The sequence below is a fragment of the Streptomyces sp. SID13666 genome (assembly GCF_010548325.1).
GTDB lineage: Bacteria > Actinomycetota > Actinomycetes > Streptomycetales > Streptomycetaceae > Actinacidiphila > Actinacidiphila fildesensis.
Genome location: NZ_JAAGLX010000075.1, coordinates 1 through 20,469, shown reverse-complemented (window position 1 = coordinate 20,469; position 20,469 = coordinate 1). Strand labels below are relative to the sequence as shown.

Genomic DNA, 20,469 nt, shown 5'->3' with positions numbered 1-20,469 from the left:
CCCCGGCGCTGTACCACTGGAGGGGACGCATGACGGCAGACCGTTCCGCCGCCCGCGGCGTGGAACGCCGTTCCCGCGAAGGGGCGGCCCGCGTGCTGCCCGCCAAGCGCGTCGCTGCGGGCCCCGCCAGGCCCGCCGTACCCGCCCCGGCACGCAAGGAGGCCAGGACCCGGCGGTCCGGCCCCCTGGGGGGCGCACGCAGGCTCCACGACCGCCTCCAGGCGGCCTGGGACCGGCCGCTCACCGCGTATTACCTGATCCTCGGCGGAAGCCTGCTCATCACCGTTCTCGGGCTGGTGATGGTCTACTCCGCGTCGATGATCCAGGCGCTGCGCTACGGCTACCCGTCCACGTACTACTTCCGCAAGCAGTTGCTGGCCGCCGCCATCGGCACCGTGCTGCTGATCTCCGCCGCGCGTATGCCCGTCAAGCTGCACCGCGCGCTGGCGTATCCGCTGCTGCTCGGCGCCGTTTTCCTGATGTGCCTGGTCCAGGTGCCGGGAATAGGGGAAACGGTCAACGGCAATACCAACTGGATCTCTCTCGGCGGGCCTTTCCAGCTGCAGCCCAGCGAATTCGGCAAGCTCGCACTCGTCCTGTGGGGCGCCGACCTGCTGGCCCGCAAGAGCGACAAGAACCTGCTGATCCAGTGGAAGCACCTGCTGGTGCCCCTGGTGCCCGTGACATTCATGGTGCTCGGCCTGATCATGCTCGGCGGCGACATGGGCACCACGATCATCCTCACCGCGATTCTCTTCGGCCTGCTCTGGCTGGCCGGCGCCCCCACCCGGTTGTTCGTGGGAGTGCTTTCCGGCGCCGCCTTCCTCGCGTTCCTGGCCATCAAGACCAGCCCCAACCGGATGTCACGGCTCGGCTGCATCGCCGCCAGCGATCCGGGCACCAACGACCAGTGCTGGCAGGCCGTGCACGGGATCTACGCCCTCGCATCCGGTGGCTGGTTCGGTTCCGGACTGGGCGCGAGTATGGAAAAATGGGGCGAACTGCCCGAGCCGCACACCGACTTCATCTTCGCCGTCACCGGGGAGGAACTGGGTCTCGCGGGGACGCTGTCGGTTCTCGCCCTCTTCGCGGCCCTAGGCTATGCGGGTATCCGCGTGGCCGGTCGTACGGAGGACCCCTTCGTCAGGTTCGCAGCGGGTGGCGTGACAACCTGGATCACGGCTCAGGCCGTGATCAACATTGGTGCGGTGCTCGGCCTGCTGCCGATCGCCGGAGTCCCGCTTCCGCTGTTCTCCTACGGAGGTTCGGCCCTCCTGCCGACGATGTTCGCGATCGGGTTGCTCATCTCCTTCGCTAGGAGTGAGCCCGGGGCGCGAGCGGCACTGGCCGTGCGCGGACCCGGGGTGATGTCACGGACGATGAGACGGTTCGTCAAAGGACGGCCGTCCGGGAAGCGGTGAATTTCGGTGCATGTCGTACTCGCCGGTGGGGGGACCGCCGGCCACATCGAGCCTGCGCTCGCGCTCGCCGATGCCCTGCGCAGGCAGGACCCGACCGTAGGAATCACAGCGCTCGGCACGGAGAAGGGCCTGGAGACCAGGCTCGTCCCGGAGCGCGGTTATGAACTGGCGCTGATCCCGGCCGTTCCGCTGCCACGCCGCCCCACGCCCGAACTGATCACCGTCCCCGGACGGCTGCGCGGCACCATCAAGGCCGCGGAGCAGATCCTGGAACGCACCAAGGCCGATGTGGTCGTCGGGTTCGGCGGCTACGTCGCGCTGCCCGGCTATCTCGCCGCCAAGCGGCTCGGTGTGCCGATCGTCGTCCACGAGGCCAACGCCCGCCCGGGCCTCGCCAACAAGATCGGCTCGCGCTACGCCCACGGCGTCGCCGTCAGCAGCCCGGACAGCAAGCTGCGCAACGCCCGTTACATCGGCATCCCGCTGCGCCGGACGATCGCCACCCTCGACCGGGCCGCCGTGCGCGCCGAGGCACGGGCCTATTTCGGACTCGACCAGAACCTGCCGACGCTGCTGGTCTCCGGCGGCTCCCAGGGCGCCCGCCGGCTGAACGAGGTGATCGCCACGGTCGCCCCGCGACTGCAGCAGTCCGGCGTCCAGATCCTGCACGCGGTCGGTCCGAAGAACGAACTCCCGGTCCCCGACAACATGCCCGGAATGCCGCCCTACCGCCCGGTTCCGTACATCGACCGGATGGATCTCGCCTACGCGGCCGCCGACATGATGCTCTGCCGGGCCGGCGCGATGACCGTCGCCGAGCTGTCCGCGGTCGGCCTGCCGGCCGCCTACGTCCCGCTGCCGATCGGCAACGGCGAACAGCGCCTCAATGCCCAGCCGCTGGTCAAGGCGGGCGGCGGGCTGCTGGTGGACGACGCCGAGGTGACCCCGGACTGGGTCGTCGGCAACGTCCTCCCGGTGCTGACCGATCCGCACCGGTTGTACGAGATGTCCCGGCACGCCGCCGAGTTCGGCCGCCCCGACGCCGACGACCTGCTGGTCGGCATGGTGTACGAGGCGATTGCCGCCCGCCGGGCAGGATAGGAGCCCCCCGGCGGGCTTGGACAGCAAGCCCGCCCAGGGGCGGCCCCCGGTCACGTTCCGGGGGCGGCCAGGGCGCAGGAAGGGGCGAACGCATGGCCGGACCGACCACCGCGGAACGCGGCGGGAAGGCGGAGCCGACCGCCCCCCCGCGTCGCACGCCCGCCCGCCGCAAGCGCGCGCGCCGCGCCGTGCTGATCCTGCTCGTCCTCGTCACCGTGCTGGCCGCCGCCGGGACATGGCTGGTCTACGGCTCGTCCTGGCTGCGGGCGCAGCACGTCACGGTCAGCGGCACCAAGGTGCTCACCGCCGACGAGGTGCGCGCCGCCGCGGCCGTACCGCTCGGGGGACCGCTCGCCTCGGTCGACACCGGCGCCGTCGAACGCCGGCTGCTCGCCGCCCTGCCGCGGATCGCCGAGGTGACCGTCGAACGGGACTGGCCGCACGGCATCGGCCTGAAAGTGACCGAGAGAGCGCCGTCCGCGGTACTCAAGAGCGGCGAAAAGTTCATCGAAGTGGACGCGGAAGGCGTACGTTTCGCCACCGTCGCCACCGCGCCGGCCGGTGCGCCCCTCGTGGAATTGACTCCGGATCAGTCTCCGAGCCTTCTCCACTTCGGAACAAAGAGCCTACTGCGGGCGGCCGTCGAAGTCTCCGCGAGTCTCCCCGATTCCGTCCGCAAGGATGCCCGTGTCATCAGGATGCGGTCCTATGACAGCGTCACCGTCGAACTCTCCGGCGGCCGGACGGTGGTGTGGGGGAGCTCCGAAGAGGGTGAGCAGAAGGCGTCGGTGCTGATCGCTCTGATGAAGGCGGCGAAAAACGCGAACAGATTCGATGTAAGCGCTCCCAGCGCCCCTGCGGCATCGGGAAGTTGACGCCGAGTATCCCGGTTCGCCCCCTGGTTCGCCCGACCGGGCCGTGATCACATAGGGTCAAAAGAAAAACGGGAGGTTCGGCGTGTTCGTTGAACGCACACCGCTTGTCGACTTAGTGTCCTGTCCCAAGGAACGCATGGGACAGGCATACTGGTAACCCTAAACCTCAGCGTTAGGGTTCGGGGCAGCACCGGCGAACGTACCGACCGTCCCACAGGCATACGTAACTCGAGGCGAGAGGCCTTCGACGTGGCAGCACCGCAGAACTACCTCGCAGTCATCAAGGTCGTCGGAATCGGCGGCGGTGGCGTCAATGCCATCAACCGGATGATCGAGGTCGGTCTCAAGGGCGTCGAGTTCATCGCGATCAACACCGATGCGCAGGCCCTCCTGATGAGCGACGCCGACGTCAAGCTCGACGTCGGCCGCGAACTCACCCGCGGCCTCGGCGCCGGCGCGAACCCCGATGTCGGCCGCAAGGCCGCCGAGGACCACCGCGAAGAGATCGAAGAAGTGCTCAAGGGCGCAGACATGGTCTTCGTCACCGCGGGCGAGGGCGGCGGCACCGGTACCGGCGGCGCACCCGTGGTCGCGCATATCGCCCGCTCGCTGGGCGCCCTGACGATCGGTGTGGTCACCCGGCCCTTCACCTTCGAGGGACGTCGCCGCGCCAACCAGGCCGAGGACGGCATCGCCGGTCTCCGCGAAAATGTCGACACTCTCATCGTGATCCCGAACGACCGGCTGCTGTCCATCTCGGACCGCCAGGTCAGCGTGCTCGACGCGTTCCGGTCCGCGGACCAGGTGCTGCTGTCCGGCGTGCAGGGGATCACCGATCTCATTACCACCCCGGGTCTGATCAACCTGGACTTCGCCGATGTGAAGTCCGTGATGTCCGAAGCGGGTTCCGCCCTGATGGGCATCGGTTCGGCCCGTGGCGACGACCGCGCGGTAGCGGCCGCGGAGATGGCCATTTCCTCGCCGCTGCTCGAAGCGTCCATTGACGGCGCCCGCGGCGTGCTGCTCTCCATCTCCGGCGGCTCCGACCTCGGCCTGTTCGAGATCAACGAGTCCGCCCAGCTGGTGAGCGAGGCCGCGCACCCCGAGGCCAACATCATCTTCGGTGCGGTCATCGATGACGCGCTCGGCGACGAGGTCCGGGTCACCGTGATCGCGGCCGGCTTCGACGGCGGCCAGCCGCCGCCCAAGGGCAACCGCGACAAGGTGCTCGGCGCGTACAGCGGTCGCGAGGAGACTCCCGCCACCGGACCTGCCCGGGTCGGCAGCCAGGCCGAGGCCCCGCGCCCGACCTCCTACAGCGGTCTCGGCAGTGTGCCGGTCCGTGCCGAGGAGCCGGAGCCGGTCGCTGAGGTCCCGCCGTCCCCGGTCACCCCGCCGCACGTGCCGCCGGCCCGTCCGTACCAGGACTCCGCGGCCGAGGAGCTGGACGTACCCGATTTCCTGAAGTGAGCTTCCCTCAGTTCCCTGGGTGATGTGACCTTCTTGTCCCCTTGTTCGTGAAGTGGCCGGGTTCGGCCCCTCGGTGAACGGCGCGCATTTCGTCCCTCTTTACGGAGGGGCGCGATGAGCGCCGTTCGCTGTGTATCCGCCCAACTCGCCCGATTCGAGACGGCTATGGGTGAGATATCCCATGTTCGTATCATCGGATCGACTGAAGGAACGTGAGCGAGGCAGTGACGGATCGCAAGGCCCAACTGGCCGCGAATCTGGCCCGGGTCGAGGAGCGCATCACCGCCGCGTGCGACGCGGCGGGCCGCGACCGCAAGGACGTGACGCTGGTGGTGGTCACCAAGACCTACCCCGCGAGCGATGTGCGTTTTCTCTCGGAACTCGGCGTTCAGCAGGTCGCGGAGAACCGCGACCAGGACGCCGCCCCGAAGGCTGCCGCGTGTGCGGATCTGCCGCTGACCTGGCATTTCGTGGGTCAGTTGCAGACCAATAAAGTCCGTTCCGTGGTCGGTTACGCCGATGTCGTGCACTCCGTCGACCGGCTCCGGCTGGTCGGCGCGCTGTCCACCGCGGCGGTCGCCCGCGGCCGCGAGGTGGGCTGTCTGGTCCAGGTCGCCCTTGACGCCGAGTCAGGAACCCAGGGCAGCAGGGGCGGAGTCGCGCCCGACGTCGTCGGCGGCCTCGCCGACGCGATCGCCGCGGCGCCGGGCCTCCGGCTCGACGGGCTGATGACGGTCGCTCCGCTCGACGGCCCGTACCGGGGCCAACCCCGCGCCGCCTTCGATCGGCTGGCGGAAATCTCATCCGGCCTGCGCGCGGCCCATCCGGCTGCCACCATGGTCTCGGCAGGGATGAGCGCCGACCTGGAGCAGGCGGTGGCGGCGGGAGCGACACATGTACGCGTCGGTACTGCGGTACTCGGAGTCCGTCCCGGGCTCCGGTAACGTCACCAAACAAGTCGGACCACAGCAATAAATATGGTCTTTCCCCGCTGAGAGGACGCAGAGCATGGCCGGCGCGATGCGCAAGATGGCGGTCTACCTCGGCCTCGTGGAGGACGACGGGTACGACGGCCCGGGATTCGATCCCGACGACGAGTTCGAACCCGAGCCGGAGCCTGAGCGCAACCACAGGCCACGCAGCCAGCACAATCAGCACAATGAGCTCGCCCAGCACCAGCCACAACGGGACGAACCGGCACGACTCGTCCATGCGCCGGCGCCCCGCGAACCGCGGATCGCCCCAGTGGCGTCCATCACACCCGAACGTCACAGCATGGAGAAGAACGCACCGGTGATCATGCCCAAGGTCGTGTCCGAGCGTGAGCCCTACCGGATCACCACACTTCACCCCCGCACGTACAACGAAGCCCGTACCATCGGGGAACACTTCCGCGAGGGCACACCGGTGATCATGAATCTGACGGAGATGGACGACACGGACGCAAAGCGTCTTGTCGACTTCGCCGCCGGCCTGGTCTTCGGCCTGCACGGCAGCATCGAGCGGGTGACGCAGAAGGTGTTCCTGCTGTCGCCTGCTAACGTCGATGTCACGGCGGAGGACAAGGCCCGCATCGCCGAGGGCGGGTTCTTCAACCAGAGCTGAGCACCACACACCGAGGAAATCCGGCCACCAGGCCGAAGGCGAGCAGGGGAGAGGGACGCGCGATGAGCTACGCACTACAGGTGCTCTACATCGTGCTGATGTGCTTCCTGATCGTGCTGATCTTCCGGTTGGTGATGGATTACGTCTTCCAGTTCGCGCGCTCGTGGCAACCTGGGAAGCCGATGGTGGTGGTCCTTGAGGCCACCTACACTGTCACCGATCCGCCACTCAAGCTTCTGCGGCGGTTCATTCCGCCGCTGCGTCTCGGGGGCGTGGCGCTCGACCTGTCCTTCTTCGTATTGATGATCATCGTGCTCATCCTGCTCCGCGTTGTCGGGAGTCTGTGATGAACGATGCGGACTCCCGATATGTCGACGATCACGTTGAGGTGAAGAGATGCCGCTGACCCCCGAGGACGTGCGGAACAAGCAGTTCACGACCGTCCGCCTCCGAGAAGGTTATGACGAGGACGAGGTCGACGCCTTCCTCGATGAGGTCGAGGGAGAGCTGACCAGGCTCCTACGAGAAAACGAGGACCTGCGGGCCAAACTGGCCGCGGCCACCCGAGCCGCCGCCCAGAACCAGCAGCAGGGCATGCGCAAGCCGGAGTCGCAGGACCGTCCGGTCCCCGCGGCCATATCCGGACCGCAGCCCGTGCCGCCGCAGCAGATGGGTCCGCCCCAGCAGATGGGGCAGCCCCAGCAGCAGTCCGGCGCACTGCAGCTGCCTGCCGGGCCGAGCGCCCAGCAGCAGCACGGTCCCGGCCCGATGGGCCAGGGCCCCATGGGTCAGGGTCCGATGGGCCAGAACCAAATGGGTCAGGGTCCGATGGGCCAGAACTCCATGGGCCAGCAGCACCCGATGCAGCAGCAGCACCCCATGCAGCAGCAGCATCCGATGCAGCAGCAGGGCCACCCCATGCAGCAGCAGTCGCCCGGCGGCGACAGCGCGGCGCGGGTTCTTTCGCTGGCGCAGCAGACCGCCGACCAGGCGATCGCGGAGGCCCGTTCCGAGGCCAACAAGATCGTCGGCGAGGCACGCAGCCGCGCCGAGGGCCTGGAGCGGGACGCCCGTGCCAAGGCTGACGCCCTGGAGCGGGACGCGCAGGAGAAGCACCGCGTAGCGATGGGCTCGCTGGAGTCCGCCCGCGCCACGCTGGAGCGGAAGGTCGAAGACCTGCGCGGCTTCGAGCGTGAGTACCGGACCCGTCTGAAGTCCTACCTGGAGAGCCAGCTGCGCCAGCTGGAGACCCAGGCGGACGACTCGCTGGCTCCGCCGCGTGCCCCGGCCGCCGCGTCGCTGCCCGCTCCGTCCTCCATGGGCGGCGGGACGATGGGTGGATCCATGGGCGGTGGCATGGCTCCGGCCGGTGCCGGTGCGATGGGTCACAACACCGGCCAGAACCCGTCGTACGGGAACCAGGGCATGGGCCACAGCGGCCCGAACCCGACGTACGGCGGCCAGCAGCAGATGTCTCCGGCCATGACGCAGCCGATGGCTCCGGTGCGGCCGCAGAGCCCGCAGCCGCTGCAGCAGGCGCCTACGCCGATGCGTGGCTTCCTGATCGACGAGGACGACAACTAGTCGCCTGCCGCTCGGCGCGTCAGCGCCTGCGGCGGGCATCGGGCCGGGCCCCTGGGGATTTCTCCCTTGGGGCCCGGCCCGTTTTCGTCGTCCGGTGCGTCGGTGGCTGCGGGGCCGGGCCCTCCGGCGTGGGGGTCCGAAATCGACTAGTGAGGGCCTGGCGGCCCACAAGTAGCTCGGCAGCATTTCGGACCCCCACGCCTGCGGTCCCGGCCCCTCGCGTTCGAGCCCGGATATGGCGGAGGCCGCCGTCCCACCTGGTGTGGTGGGCGGCGGCCTCCGTGGTTTCTACTGCTTGCGCAGGTGGAAGGTCAGGCCCAGCTGGTCGTCCGTGAAGGGCTGGCCGTAGGTCCGGTCCGGGTCGCCGGGGGCGAAGTCCGTGGCCAGGACCTCGTCCGCGATCAGGGTGGCGTGTTCGGTCAGGGCGGTGGTCAGGTCGTTGTCGGCGGCCTGCCAGCGGACGGCGATGCGGTCCGCCACGTCCAGGCCCGAGTTCTTGCGGGCCTCCTGGATCAGCCGGATCGCGTCGCGGGCCAGGCCCGCCAGGCGGAGTTCCGGGGTGATCTCCAGGTCCAGGGCGACGGTGGCGCCGGAGTCGGACGCCACCGACCAGCCCTCGCGCGGGGTCTCGGTGATGATCACTTCGTCCGGGGAGAGCGGGATCTGCTCGCCGTTGAACTCGACGGTGGCGGTGCCGTCGCGCAGCGCTGCGGAGAGCGCTGCCGCGTCGGCGGCCGCGACGGCCTTCGCGACGTCCTGGACGCCCTTGCCGAAGCGCTTGCCGAGCGCCCGGAAGTTCGCCTTGGCCGTCGTGTCGACCAGGGATCCGCCGACCTCCGAGAGCGAGGCGAGGGAGAGCACGTTGAGTTCCTCGGTGATCTGCGTGTGCAGGGCCGGGTCGAGGGAGTCGAAGCCGGCGACGGCCACCAGGGCGCGGGAGAGCGGCTGGCGGGTCTTGACGCCGGACTCCGCGCGGGTCGCGCGGCCCAGCTCCACCAGCCGGCGGACGAGCAGCATCTGCTCGGAGAGGGTCGGGTTGATCGCGGATTCGTCGGCGACCGGCCACGAGGTGAGGTGGACGGAGTCCGGGGCGTCCGGGGTGACCGGGACGACGAGGTCCTGCCAGACCCGCTCGGTGATGAACGGCGTGAGCGGGGCCATCAGGCGGGTGACCGTCTCGACCACGTCGTGCAGGGTGCGCAGCGCGGCGGCGTCGCCCTGCCAGAAGCGGCGGCGCGAGCGGCGGACGTACCAGTTGGACAGGTCGTCGACGAAGGAGGAGAGCAGCTTGCCCGCGCGCTGGGTGTCGTACGACTCCAGGGATTCGGTGACGTCACGTGTGAGGGCGTGCAGCTCGCCGAGCAGCCAGCGGTCCAGCAGCGGGCGGTCGGCCGGGGCCGGGTCGCTCGCGCTGGGGGTCCAGCCGGCGGTTCGGGCGTACAGGGCCTGGAAGGCGACGGTGTTCCAGTAGGTGAGGAGGGTCTTGCGGACCACTTCCTGGATCGTGCCGTGGCCGACCCGGCGGGCGGACCAGGGCGAGCCGCCGGCCGCCATGAACCAGCGGACGGCGTCGGCGCCGTGCTGGTCCATGAGCGCGATGGGCTCCAGGGTGTTGCCCAGGTGCTTGGACATCTTGCGGCCGTCCTCGGCGAGGATGTGGCCCAGGCAGACCACGTTCTCGTAGGAGGACCGGTCGAAGACCAGGGTGCCGACGGCCATCAGCGTGTAGAACCAGCCGCGGGTCTGGTCGATCGCCTCGGAGATGAACTGCGCCGGGTAGCTCTTCTCGAAGATCTCCTTGTTGCGGTGCGGGTAGCCCCACTGCGCGAACGGCATCGATCCCGAGTCGTACCAGGCGTCGATGACCTCGGGGACGCGGACCGATTCCAGCGAGCAGCCTTCGGAGGTGCAGGGGAACGTGATCTCGTCGATGTACGGGCGGTGCGGGTCCAGACCGCTCTGGTCGGTGCCCGTGAGGGTGGAGAGGTCCGAGAGGCTGCCGACGCACGTGAGGTGGTTCTCCTCGCAGCGCCAGATCGGGAGCGGGGTGCCCCAGTAGCGGTTGCGCGAGAGGGCCCAGTCGACGTTGTTGTTCAGCCAGTCGCCGAAGCGGCCCTGCTTGACCGAGTCCGGGTACCAGTTGGTCTTCTCGTTCTCGCGCAGCATCGCGTCCTTGACGGCGGTGGTGCGGATGTACCAGGACGGCTGCGCGTAGTAGAGCAGCGCGGTGTGGCAGCGCCAGCAGTGCGGGTAGCTGTGCTCGTACGGGACGTGACGGAAGAGGCGGCCGGTGCGCTGGAGCTCCGCGACCAGTTTTTCGTCCGCCTTCTTGAAGAACTCGCCGCCGACGAGCGGGACCTCCGGCTCGAAGGTGCCGTCGGGGCGGACCGGGTTCACCACGGGGAGGCCGTAGGCGCGGCAGACCTTGAGGTCGTCCTCGCCGAAGGCGGGGGACTGGTGGACCAGACCGGTGCCGTCCTCGGTGGTGACGTACTCGGCGTTGACGATGTAGTGCGCGTCCGGGATCTCGACGAAGTCGAAGGGCCGCTCGTACGTCCAGCGCTCCATCTCGGCGCCGGTGAAGCTGACGCCGGTGGCGGTCCAGCCCTCGCCGAGGGCCTTCTCCAGCAGCGGTTCGGCGACGACCAGCTTCTCGTCGCCGTCGGTCGCCACCACGTAGGTGACCGTGGGGTGGGTCGCGACGGCCGTGTTGGAGACCAGGGTCCAGGGGGTGGTCGTCCAGACCAGGAGGGCGGCCTCGCCCGCGAGGGGGCCCGAGGTGAGCGGGAAGCGGACGAAGACGGAGGGGTCGACGATCGTCTCGTAGCCCTGCGCCAGTTCGTGGTCGGACAGGCCCGTCTGGTCCTTCGGGCACCAGGGGGCGACGCGGTAGTCCTGGACCAGCAGGCCCTTGTCGAAGATCTGCTGCAGCGACCACCACACGGACTCCACGTACTCCGGGTCCATGGTGCGGTAGGCGTCCTCCAGGTCGACCCAGTAGCCCATGCGGTTCGTCAGCTCGGTGAAGGCGTCGGTGTGGCGGGTCACCGACTCACGGCACTTCGCGTTGAACTCGGCGATGCCGTAGTCCTCGATGTCCTGCTTGCTGGTGAAGCCGAGTTCCTTCTCGACGGCCAGCTCGACGGGCAGGCCGTGGCAGTCCCAGCCGGCCTTGCGGGTCACATGGTGGCCCCGCATGGTCTTGAAGCGGGGGAAGACGTCCTTGAAGACGCGGGCCTCGATGTGGTGCGCGCCCGGCATGCCGTTGGCGGTCGGCGGGCCCTCGTAGAACACCCACTCGGGCAGCCCCTCGGACTGGTCGAGGGAGCGGGCGAAGATCTTGTTCTCGCTCCAGAAGCCGAGCACCTCGTGCTCGAGAGCGGGCAGGTCGACCTGGGCGGGTACCTGGCGGTACTGCGGCGTCATCGGTGGTGCCTCCGGCGGACTGTCACGTGTTTCCGTGTTCCGACGAAGGGACGAGAGCCTGGGCTCCCGCGGTACCACCCTTCTTGGCCCGGGAGGCGGCGCCCCCTGGACCCCCTTGATTGGGGCCGCGATGCCGGTTCTACTCGCCCTGCGGCTTTCCTCCGGCGGCTCCGGGGTGATCTTCGCGTCGCGCACACCCCCGGGCTTCCACCGTCCCCGGGTCGCTCTTGGCTGCGTGCGGCGCTACTCGTCCCTTTCCACGCCTTTCGCTGCGGCCAGTGTACGGGGCCGGGGCCGCCGTGTCGGCCCGGTTCCGCGGGTCGGCGGGCCGGGTCCCGCTGACCCGAATGGCCTGATGAAGACAACCGAAGTCCGGCCGTCCGGCGTCACTACCGGTGAATACCGGAATACCTGGTGGAACACCTGGGCACACAGGATGCAGACCTGTCGGCCCACCGGGCGCGACGGGGGGATCAAGCGGCGTGCCCCGTTGCCGCGGGTCCGGAGCCGTTTTACCGTTCCGGCACGATTCGCGAGCAAGATCACAAAATGTGAAGGGGTCGCGGCCATGGTCGTGAAGAAGACCGCCGCCAAGAAGACGACACCGGCGAAGAAGGCGGCCACGGCCGCCAAGAAGGCCGTGAAAAAGGTCGTGGCGAAGAAGACCGCGGCAGCGAAGAAGACGGGAGCCAAAAAGGTGGTTGCGAAGAAGACGGTGGCCGGTACGGTCACGTCCGCGGTTCCCGCCTCCCGGGCGGCCGGGGAGCCCGGCGTGCTCCCGGTACGGCCGGGGGAGGACCCCTGGTCCGCCTCCGAGGTCCTGGAGGCCCGTGCCGAGCTGCTCGCGGAGGCCGAGCGGCTGCGGGCCGAGATCGCGTCCTCGGAGGCGTCGGTGGCGGGGCTGCTGCGCGATTCCGGGGGCGGCGCGGGTGACGACGACGCCGACACCGGCACCAAGAACATCACCAGGGAGCACGAGATGTCGCTGGCGGCGACCGCCCGCGAGATGCTCGCCCAGTCCGAGCACGCCCTGGAGCGGCTCGACGAGGGCACCTACGGCCGCTGCGAGTCCTGCGGCAACCCGATCGGCAAGGCGCGGATGCAGGCGTTCCCGCGGGCCACCCTGTGCATCGACTGCAAGCAGAAGCAGGAGCGTCGCTGAACCCCCTGCCCTCGGCCGGGGGGACCCCCGCGCACGGGTGTGACGTACCCTCGTCAACAGCCAGGATCCGGCCTGGCCGGCACAAGCTGCACAAGGGCTGAGGGACGCACGTGACGGAAGCGGAGCACGGCATCGAGGAACGGGACGAAGAGGCCACGGCAGCGGCCGGGGCCCCTGAGGAGGCGCCGCCCACCGCACCCAGGGGCAAGCGGCGCATCGCCCTCCTGCTCGCGGTGGCGGCGCTGGCGTACGCCCTGGACCTGCTGTCCAAGCTCTGGGTGGTGACCAGCCTCGAACACCGGGACACCCCGATCGACGTGCTCGGCAGCTGGCTGCGGCTCGAGGCGATCCGCAACGGGGGAGCGGCCTTCGGCTTCGGCCAGGGCATGACGATCGTCTTCACGATCATCGCGGCCGGGGTGATCGTGGTGATCGCCCGGCTGGCCCGCAAGCTCTACAGCCTGCCCTGGGCGATCGCGCTCGGGCTGCTGCTCGGCGGGGCCTTCGGCAACCTCACCGACCGGGTCTTCCGGTCGCCGGGGTTCCTGGAGGGGCATGTGGTGGACTTCATCGCGCCCGCCCACTTCGCGGTCTTCAACCTCGCCGACTCCGCGATCGTCTGCGGCGGCATCCTGATCGTGCTGCTGTCCTTCCGCGGACTCGACCCGGACGGCACCCTGCACCGCGACTGAGCCACGACTGAGTCGAGGCCGGGCCGCCGGTCGGCCACCGGGTCCGGGCCGCCGGGACGGAGCTGCCACCGCCGTCCGTCATACTCGACCAGGTGAGTACCCTTCCCGAGACCCGGACCCTGCCCGTACCCGACGGCCTAGAAGGCGAGCGCGTCGACGCCGCCATCGCGCGTATGTTCGGCTTTTCGCGCACCAAGGCGGCGGAGCTGGCTGCTTCCGGGAAGGTCTCCATCGACGGCAGCCCCGCGATGAAGTCCGACCGGGTGCACGGCGGAGCCTGGCTGGAGGTCGAGATGCCGGCGCCGCCGAAGCCCGTGCAGATCGTGGCCGAGGCCGTCGAGGGCATGGTGATCGTCCATGACGACGACGATCTCGTGGTGATCTCCAAGCCGGTCGGCGTGGCCGCGCACCCCAGCCCCGGCTGGACCGGCACGACCGTCATCGGCGGCCTCGCCGCCGCCGGCTACCGCATCTCCACCTCCGGTGCCGCCGAGCGCCAGGGCATCGTGCACCGTCTCGACGTGGGCACCTCGGGGCTGATGGTGGTCGCCAAGTCGGAGCGCGCGTACACGCTGCTCAAGCAGCAGTTCCGCGAGCGCGTCGTCGACAAGCGCTACCACGCGCTGGTGCAGGGCCACCCGGACCCGATGAGCGGCACCATCGACGCCCCGATCGGCCGGCACCCGAACCACGACTACAAGTGGGCCGTGATCGCCGAGGGCAAGCCCAGCGTCACGCACTACGACCTCATCGAGGCGTTCCGGCACGCCAGCCTGCTCGACATCAAGCTGGAGACCGGCCGCACCCACCAGATCCGGGTGCACATGTCCGCCCACCGCCACCCCTGCGTCGGCGACCTCACGTACGGCGCCGACCCGACGCTCTCCAAGCGGCTCGGCCTGAGCCGCCAGTGGCTGCACGCGGTGAAGCTCGGCTTCGAGCACCCGTCGGACGGCCGCTGGGTGGAGTTCGAGAGCGCGTACGCCGACGATCTCCAGCACGCCCTGGACGTCGTCCGGGAGGACAGCGTCTGATGGACGTCCGGGTCGTCGCGGCGCAGGACGCCGAGGGCATGGCGGCCGTGCACGCCATCCGTCACGAGGTCTTCGTCGTCGAGCAGAACGTCCCGGCCGAGCTGGAGTGGGACGGCAAGGACGACCGTGCCGTGCACGTGCTGGCCCCGGACGCAGGCACCGGACGGCTGCTCCTGGGCGCCGACGCCGCCGCCAAGAACGGCGGTGACCCGGACACCGCGGTACTCGGCCGGCTCGCCGTGCTCAAGCCCGCGCGCGGCACCGGCGTCGTCGCCCGGCTGGTCGCCGCACTGGAGGACGAGGCCCGCAGGCTCGGACTCGCGGGGGTCCACCTGGAGTCCCAGGTGCACGCGATCGCCTTCTACGAGCGGCTGGGCTACACCCCGTTCGGGCCGGAATTCCCCGACGCGGGCATCGCGCACCGCGCCATGCGGCGCTCCCTGGGCTGACGCCCCACCGCCTGTGGCACCCTGAGGCGTCCCGTCCCAGGAGTCCCAGGAGCCGCCCGCCGTGGACCAGCTCGTCCTGTTCTTCTCGCTCATGCTCGCGGCCATCGTCATGGTGCCGCTGGGCGACCGGATGGGGCTCCCGTCGCCGGTCCTGATGACCCTGTTCGGCATCGTGCTGGCCCTGGTGCCGCAGATCCCGAACGTGCAGATCGACCCCGATCTGATTCTGCCGATCGTCCTGCCGCCGCTCCTCTACGCGTCCGTGCAGCGCACCTCGTGGCGGCAGTTCGCGGCCAACAAGCGGGCGATCTTCCTGCTGGCGGTCGCCCTGGTCTTCGTCACGACGGCGGCCGTCGCGGTCGTCGCCAACGCGATCGTCCCCGGCGTGACGGTCGCCGGCGCGGTCGCGCTCGGCGCGCTGGTGGCGCCGCCCGACCCGGTGGCCGCGACGGCGGTGGCCGGGAGCCTGGGGCTGCCGCGGCGGATGGTCTCCATCCTGGAGGGCGAGGGGCTGTTCAACGACGTCACCGCGATCGTGCTCTACCACGTGGCGATCGCCGCGGCCGTGACCGGGAAGTTCTCCGCCGAGCACGCGGCCGGCGAGCTGGTGCTGTCCGCCGTGGTCGCGATCGCGATCGGCATGGCGCTCGGGTGGGCCGCCAACAAGCTGATGGGCATCGTCGGGGACCCGACCCTGCAGATCGGGCTGACGCTGCTGGTCCCGTTCGCCTCGTACGGCCTCGCCGAGGAGCTGGGCGGCTCCGGTGTCCTCGCGGTGCTCACCACCGCGCTCTTCCTGGCCGAGCACGCCGTCGGGGCGGACGATGTGACGGCCCGGCTGGCCGGCACCACCTTCTGGGAGATCGTCGACACCCTCGTCACCGGCGTCGCCTTCGGCCTCATCGGGCTGGAACTGCACAACGTGTTCGCCGTCGGCGCCGGCCGCTGGGGCTCGATGCTCTCGCACGCCGGACTGGTGATCGCCGTGGTCGTCGGCGTCCGGCTGGTGTGGCTGCTGCCGGCCGCCTGGCTGGCCCGCAGGTGGCGGGACAAGCGCCACGACGAGGACATCCCGATGACCTGGCGGGAGACCGTCGTCGTGTGGTGGGCGGGGATGCGCGGCGTGGCGTCCGTCGCCCTGGCCCTCGCCATTCCGCTGAGCTCGGACGACGGCCCCTTCCCGGCCCGTGACGAGCTGCTGTTCATCGCCTTCGCGGTCGTCCTGGCCACCCTGGTCCTGCAGGGCCTGACGCTGCCCTGGCTGGTCAGGAGGCTCGGGGTGCGCGGCAACATCGACGCCGAGCACGATCTGGAGCGGAGGCTCGCGCTGCGCGCCACCAAGGCCGCCAAGCAGCGGCTGCGGGAGATCGAGCTGGTCGAGCCGCTGCAGGAGGAGGTGTCGGAGATGCTCCAGCGGCGGGCCTTCGACCTCGGCGCCCGGATCTCGCCCGACATCGTCGACGACGACCGCCGCGAGTCGCACGCCAAGCGCACCGAGCGGCTGCGGGTCATACAGCGGGTGCAGGCCGAGATGATGTCCGCCGCCCGGCACGAGGTGCTGGCCGCCCGCAGCGAGCCGGGCTCCGACCCGGAGATCGTGGACCGGGTGCTGCGCCTGCTGGATCTGCGTTCGGTGCGCTGAGCTCCGTGCTCCGCCGCTATCGTGCGCCCGGCCCGGGGCCGATGTCGTCGGAGGTGGGCGGGGCCGCCGGCGGGCGCGGCGGCTCCGCGTCCAGCCCCGGCGCGGGCGCGGTGTTCAGCCGCGGCAGCGCGTACGGGTGCTCGCGGCGCACCCACTCCAGCAACTGCTCGCGGACGACGCAGCGGACGGTGAAGATGTCGTCCGCGTCCTTGGCGGTGACCAGGGCCCGCACCAGGATCGTGGTCGGCGTGGTGTCGATGACGACCAGGCCCCAGGCCCGCCGGTCCCACTGCTCGCACTCCTTGAGCACCAGGTGCAGCTGCTCGCGCATCAGGTCGACGGGCGTCGAGTGATCCAGATGGAAGAAGACCGTTCCGGTCATCATCGGGTCGCCGCGCGACCAGTTCTCGAACGGTTTGCTGGTGAAATACGACACAGGCATCGTGATGCGGCGCTCGTCCCAGGTCCGCACCGTCAGATAGGTGAGGGTGATCTCCTCGACCGTGCCCCACTCCCCGTCGACCACCACGGTGTCGCCGATCCGCACCATGTCGCCGAAGGCGATCTGCAGCCCCGCGAAGATGTTGCCGAGCGTGGACTGGGCCGCGACACCGGCCACGATGCCGATGATCCCGGCCGAGGCGAGCATCGAGGCGCCGATGGTGCGCATCTCGGGGAACGTGAACAGCATCGCGGCGATCGCCACCACGATCACGACGGCGGTCACCACCCGCTGGATCAGCGTCACCTGGGTGCGGACCCGCCGGACCCTGGCCGTGTTGCGGGCCGTCGAGGCATACCGCTCGTAGGACGCGTCCACCACCGCCGACGCCACCCGTACCGTCAGCCAGGCGCACGCGCCGATCAGCACCAGGCTCAGGCACTGGCCGACCGCCGCCCGGTGGCCCTTGGCGAGATGCGCCGCCGGGTACGAGGCGCGCAGCAGCGCCGTGCACAGCACCAGCTGGAACGGGATCCGGCAGCGGCGCAGCAGGCCCCACAGCGGGGTCTCGGGGTGCCGGGCGTCGACCTTGACGAGCGTCTTGTCCACGACCCAGCCGACGACCAGGGTCACCACCACCGACGCCCCGATGACGATCACCGGCCGCAGCACGTTCTCCATGTCCACAGGCGCTCCCTCCGGTTGCTTTGTCCCCTGACGGTAACTGGCACCATGGACGCGTACCCGACAGCGAGTGAAGGCAGCCCCGTGAAAATCGTGATGTTCCACTCGGCCTATGGGCTCCGGCCCGCCGTACGAGCGGCCGCCGAGCGACTGCGTGCCGCCGGGCACGAGGTGTACGTCCCCGACCTCTACGACGGCCGGACGACCGACACCGTCGAGGAGGGCATGAAGATCAAGGACGCGATCGGCCGCGAGGAACTCCTCCAGCGGGCGGTCGCCGCCGCGGCTCCGCACTCCGACCAGGGGCTGGTCTACGCCGGCTTCTCGCTCGGCGGTTCCATCGCCCAGACCCTCGCGCTGGGCGACGAGAAGGCCCGCGGGCTGCTGCTCCTGCACGGCACGTCGGACATCGCGGACGACGCGGTGACGGATCAGCTGCCGGTGCAGCTGCATGTCGCGGAGCCGGATCCGTTCGAGTCGGAGGACTGGCTCAACGCGTGGTACCTGCGGATGGGCAAGGCGGGCGCGGATGTTGAGGTGCACCGGTACCGGGGTGCGGGCCATCTCTACACGGACCCGGAGCTGCACGACTACGACGCCGAGGCCGCGGAGCAGACATGGGCTGTCGCCCTGAGCTTCCTCGCGGACCTCGACGCCGAAGCCTGAGGCGTCAGCTGGCGCGGTAGGCCAGCCAGGAGTCCTTCATGCGCTGTACCTGACCCGGCGTGAACTGGGTCATGCAGGAGTCGTAGGTGTAGTCCATGAAGTTCTTGATCGGGTCCAGGCCCTCGGCGGTGCAGGTGTCGCTGCCGACCGGGCACTCGAAGGCCGGCTCGCCTTCCTGCGGGGTGTCGGCGACGTAGTCGCCCGGCTCCGTGCAGCCGTCCTGGAAGGTGTGGTAGAGGCCGAGCCAGTGGCCGACCTCGTGGGTGGCGGTGTCGCCCTCGTTGTAGTTGGTGACGGTGCCGCCGGGGATGGACTGGTCGAGGATGACGACGCCGTCACCCTTCGGGTCGCCCGGGTACCACTCGGGGAAGGTCGCCCAACCGAGCAGCCCGCCGCCGAGGTTGGCGCTGTAGAGGTTGAGGCTGCTCACCCCGCCCTTGCGGAGCTTGGACTTCATGGCCTTTTCCTCGGCCGTGTCGGGGGCGACGTTGTACCAGGCCGCGTTGTCCGTGTAGTCGGTCTTGAGCAGCTTGAACGTGAACGGGGTGGTGGTGTTGCCGTCGCCCTGGCCGGCGTACGCCTTGTTCAGGACATCGATCTGCCCGGCTATCTGGCTTGCCGTGAGCTTGCCGGTGGCGCCGTCGTGGATGACGTGGAAGTAGACCGGGATCGAGATCGCCTTCGCCTTGACCGAGTTGACGCCGGACCGGCGCAGCGAGGCGGTGCGGTTCTTCAGGTCGCGGTCCATCGCCTTGGCCTGCGCCGGGGTGAGGGCGTTGGGCTCGTGGGCGGTCGCGCCGGGCATCTCGCGGGCTGCGGCGTTCCCAGCAGTGCCCTCCGCACACTGCTGGGCGGACGGCGTCCTCGCGGTGGCTTTGTGGGCGCTGACGGTGCCCGCCGAGGCGGCCACCGGGGTGAACGCGAGGGCTCCCGCGATGGCTGCGGCGCCGATCAGGCGGCGTGGGACACGACCGGTGAGTCGGGCGGCGAGTCGGACGGAGGGGCGCATGGTTCTCCTCAACTTCACGACGGCTGGTGCGGCTGGTAACCGCTGCAGCGGAGGCTATAGAGGATCTCCATGTACGCATCAGGGCGGGAATCAGCCCGGGCGTCGAGGGGTTGGCCGAAAACCGTCACTGCTCAGCGGGCCGGGCTGTCCGCTCGCCGGACATGACAAGGGACCGGCCGCGTCCTGCCGGCCGGTCCCTGTGGGCGGGTCACTTCCCGCTGATCGCCTTTTCGATGGCGGCCATGACGGTGGCGGAGGGCTGCCCGATGACCTCGATGGCCTTGCCGTTGAGCTTGACCGTCGGGGTGCCGGTGACGTCCTTGGCCTTGTTGAACTTGTCGCTCATGGTGAGCGCCCACTTGTCGTAGGTGCCGCTCTTCACGGCGGTCTCGAAGGTCTTGTTGCCCTTGAGGGCGGGGACCTTCTGGGCCAGCTCGATCAGCTTGTCGTCGCTGCCGAACTCGTCCTTGGTCTCCTCGGGGTGGACATCCTTGGAGTACAGCAGCGTGTGGTACTGGGTGAACGCGTCGGTGGAGACGTTCAGCGCCGCGCCCAGCGCGCTGAGCGCGTTCTTGGAACCCGTGCCGCCGTTCCCGTCGAGGAACGTGCCCATGGTGTACGTGATCTTGTACTTCTTGTCCGTGGCGCCCTTCAGGACGGCCGCGCCGGACTCCTGCTCGAAGGAGGCGCAGACCGGGCAGCGCATGTCCTCGTAGGCGTCCAGGTTGTACTTGCTGGCGGGGTCGCCGATGACGACCGTCGTGCCGTCGGTGCCCGAGGTGTTGGCGGGCTTGACCAGGGTCTTCTTCGCCGCGGCCGCCCACTCGCCGGGCTTGTTCATCTCGTTGACGGCCACGGCCACGCCGCCGGCTATCGCGATCGCCGCGATGACGGCGCCGCCGACCAGCAGCTGGCGCTTGAGCTTGGCCTTCTTCGCGTGCTTCTCGCGCTCGGCGCGCAGCCGCTCACGGGCTGCCTGCTTGTTGGCCTGGCTGTTTCTGCTGCTCATGGTGATGGGGTCTCCGTGTCCATACGTGTGTGGTGGGCGAGCCGGTGGTCAGAGAGCGACCAGCGACGGCGGACCACGCCGTACGAGGGAGTGCAGCAGCGGCCGGAACCGCGAGGGGCCGGCCTGGCCGGACCGGGCGCGGGGCAGCCGCGGCCGGGCGGCCGGGGTGCGCAGCGCGCCGCCCGCGACGCGGACCGG

Annotated in this window: 18 protein-coding genes; 14 read left to right on the top strand and 4 right to left on the bottom strand. The window is 69.9% G+C overall.

The features are described from left to right. The first annotated feature begins 29 nt into the window (after positions 1 to 29). From ftsW to G3I60_RS41770, 8 genes are all read left to right on the top strand, one after another. A complete protein-coding gene (gene ftsW / locus G3I60_RS41805) occupies positions 30 to 1,421 on the top strand; it encodes a putative lipid II flippase FtsW (protein ID WP_164296035.1) in 1,392 nt (463 codons plus the stop codon). Positions 1,422 to 1,427: 6 nt separating this feature from the next. After that, positions 1,428 to 2,522, top strand: coding sequence for an undecaprenyldiphospho-muramoylpentapeptide beta-N-acetylglucosaminyltransferase (murG, locus tag G3I60_RS41800; protein ID WP_138356955.1), 1,095 nt, complete (start codon positions 1,428 to 1,430; stop codon positions 2,520 to 2,522). Positions 2,523 to 2,614: 92 nt separating this feature from the next. Beyond that, positions 2,615 to 3,397, top strand: a complete 783-nt coding sequence (locus G3I60_RS41795; RefSeq protein WP_164296037.1) for a cell division protein FtsQ/DivIB — start codon at positions 2,615 to 2,617, stop codon at positions 3,395 to 3,397. A gap of 249 nt (positions 3,398 to 3,646) precedes the next feature. Then, positions 3,647 to 4,867, top strand: coding sequence for a cell division protein FtsZ (gene ftsZ, locus G3I60_RS41790; protein ID WP_138356953.1), 1,221 nt, complete (start codon positions 3,647 to 3,649; stop codon positions 4,865 to 4,867). 224 nt (positions 4,868 to 5,091) lie between these two features. Further along, entirely contained in the window at positions 5,092 to 5,811 is a 720-nt protein-coding gene (locus G3I60_RS41785; protein WP_164296038.1) for a YggS family pyridoxal phosphate-dependent enzyme, read from the top strand. A gap of 64 nt (positions 5,812 to 5,875) precedes the next feature. Beyond that, the gene (locus tag G3I60_RS41780; RefSeq protein ID WP_138356951.1) at positions 5,876 to 6,472 is read left to right on the top strand and encodes a cell division protein SepF; all 597 of its coding nucleotides are present in this window, start codon (positions 5,876 to 5,878) and stop codon (positions 6,470 to 6,472) included. A gap of 62 nt (positions 6,473 to 6,534) precedes the next feature. Then, entirely contained in the window at positions 6,535 to 6,819 is a 285-nt protein-coding gene (locus G3I60_RS41775) for a YggT family protein (protein WP_138356950.1), read from the top strand. A 49-nt stretch (positions 6,820 to 6,868) separates the two neighbouring features. Continuing rightward, on the top strand, positions 6,869 to 8,056 hold the full coding sequence (locus G3I60_RS41770) for a DivIVA domain-containing protein (protein WP_164296039.1): 1,188 nt from the start codon (positions 6,869 to 6,871) through the stop codon (positions 8,054 to 8,056). A 288-nt stretch (positions 8,057 to 8,344) separates the two neighbouring features. Here the strand turns inward: G3I60_RS41770 and ileS are convergent, their stop codons facing one another. Beyond that, on the bottom strand, positions 8,345 to 11,482 hold the full coding sequence (gene ileS, locus G3I60_RS41765; protein WP_164296041.1) for an isoleucine--tRNA ligase: 3,138 nt from the start codon (positions 11,480 to 11,482) through the stop codon (positions 8,345 to 8,347). A 568-nt stretch (positions 11,483 to 12,050) separates the two neighbouring features. Between ileS and G3I60_RS41760 the strand changes: the two genes are divergently transcribed. From G3I60_RS41760 to G3I60_RS41740, 5 genes are all read left to right on the top strand, one after another. Then, positions 12,051 to 12,644 carry a TraR/DksA family transcriptional regulator gene (locus G3I60_RS41760; protein WP_239070964.1) on the top strand — a complete coding sequence of 198 codons (594 nt, stop codon included), beginning with the start codon at positions 12,051 to 12,053 and terminating at the stop codon, positions 12,642 to 12,644. Between the two features lie 110 nt (positions 12,645 to 12,754). After that, positions 12,755 to 13,336, top strand: a complete 582-nt coding sequence (gene lspA, locus G3I60_RS41755) for a signal peptidase II (protein ID WP_244809133.1) — start codon at positions 12,755 to 12,757, stop codon at positions 13,334 to 13,336. A gap of 92 nt (positions 13,337 to 13,428) precedes the next feature. Beyond that, on the top strand, positions 13,429 to 14,370 hold the full coding sequence (locus G3I60_RS41750; protein WP_138356946.1) for an RluA family pseudouridine synthase: 942 nt from the start codon (positions 13,429 to 13,431) through the stop codon (positions 14,368 to 14,370). Then, a complete protein-coding gene (locus G3I60_RS41745; RefSeq protein ID WP_164608484.1) occupies positions 14,370 to 14,819 on the top strand; it encodes a GNAT family N-acetyltransferase in 450 nt (149 codons plus the stop codon). The genes G3I60_RS41750 and G3I60_RS41745 overlap by 1 nt, the downstream gene beginning before the upstream one ends. A 61-nt stretch (positions 14,820 to 14,880) precedes the next feature. Next, positions 14,881 to 16,461, top strand: coding sequence for a Na+/H+ antiporter (locus tag G3I60_RS41740; protein ID WP_164608483.1), 1,581 nt, complete (start codon positions 14,881 to 14,883; stop codon positions 16,459 to 16,461). A 16-nt stretch (positions 16,462 to 16,477) separates the two neighbouring features. On the opposite strand, the gene G3I60_RS41735 is transcribed toward G3I60_RS41740, so the two are convergent. Continuing rightward, the gene (locus G3I60_RS41735) at positions 16,478 to 17,584 is read right to left on the bottom strand and encodes a mechanosensitive ion channel family protein (protein ID WP_138356965.1); all 1,107 of its coding nucleotides are present in this window, start codon (positions 17,582 to 17,584) and stop codon (positions 16,478 to 16,480) included. Positions 17,585 to 17,635: 51 nt separating this feature from the next. On the opposite strand from G3I60_RS41735, the gene G3I60_RS41730 reads away from it, so the two are divergent. Next, positions 17,636 to 18,253, top strand: coding sequence for a dienelactone hydrolase family protein (locus G3I60_RS41730; protein ID WP_138356943.1), 618 nt, complete (start codon positions 17,636 to 17,638; stop codon positions 18,251 to 18,253). 4 nt (positions 18,254 to 18,257) lie between these two features. On the opposite strand, the gene G3I60_RS41725 is transcribed toward G3I60_RS41730, so the two are convergent. Further along, on the bottom strand, positions 18,258 to 19,262 hold the full coding sequence (locus tag G3I60_RS41725; RefSeq protein ID WP_138356942.1) for a zinc metalloprotease: 1,005 nt from the start codon (positions 19,260 to 19,262) through the stop codon (positions 18,258 to 18,260). Positions 19,263 to 19,470: 208 nt separating this feature from the next. Beyond that, entirely contained in the window at positions 19,471 to 20,271 is an 801-nt protein-coding gene (locus tag G3I60_RS41720) for a thioredoxin domain-containing protein (RefSeq protein WP_164296045.1), read from the bottom strand. Between the last annotated feature and the right edge of the window lie 198 nt (positions 20,272 to 20,469).

Excerpts from the sequence above, each read along its gene's own strand:
- G3I60_RS41725 (WP_138356942.1), bottom strand. The coding sequence starts at position 19,262 with ATGCGCCCCTCCGTCCGACTCGCCGCCCGACTCACCGGTCGTGTCCCA.
- ftsW (WP_164296035.1), top strand. The coding sequence starts at position 30 with ATGACGGCAGACCGTTCCGCCGCCCGCGGCGTGGAACGCCGTTCCCGC.
- G3I60_RS41735 (WP_138356965.1), bottom strand. The coding sequence starts at position 17,584 with ATGGAGAACGTGCTGCGGCCGGTGATCGTCATCGGGGCGTCGGTGGTG.
- G3I60_RS41780 (WP_138356951.1), top strand. The coding sequence starts at position 5,876 with ATGGCCGGCGCGATGCGCAAGATGGCGGTCTACCTCGGCCTCGTGGAG.
- G3I60_RS41730 (WP_138356943.1), top strand. The coding sequence starts at position 17,636 with ATGGACGCGTACCCGACAGCGAGTGAAGGCAGCCCCGTGAAAATCGTG.
- G3I60_RS41760 (WP_239070964.1), top strand. The coding sequence starts at position 12,051 with ATGGTCGTGAAGAAGACCGCCGCCAAGAAGACGACACCGGCGAAGAAG.
- G3I60_RS41720 (WP_164296045.1), bottom strand. The coding sequence starts at position 20,271 with ATGAGCAGCAGAAACAGCCAGGCCAACAAGCAGGCAGCCCGTGAGCGG.
- G3I60_RS41795 (WP_164296037.1), top strand. The coding sequence starts at position 2,615 with ATGGCCGGACCGACCACCGCGGAACGCGGCGGGAAGGCGGAGCCGACC.
- G3I60_RS41770 (WP_164296039.1), top strand. The coding sequence starts at position 6,869 with ATGCCGCTGACCCCCGAGGACGTGCGGAACAAGCAGTTCACGACCGTC.
- ileS (WP_164296041.1), bottom strand. The coding sequence starts at position 11,482 with ATGACGCCGCAGTACCGCCAGGTACCCGCCCAGGTCGACCTGCCCGCT.
- G3I60_RS41745 (WP_164608484.1), top strand. The coding sequence starts at position 14,370 with ATGGACGTCCGGGTCGTCGCGGCGCAGGACGCCGAGGGCATGGCGGCC.
- G3I60_RS41775 (WP_138356950.1), top strand. The coding sequence starts at position 6,535 with ATGAGCTACGCACTACAGGTGCTCTACATCGTGCTGATGTGCTTCCTG.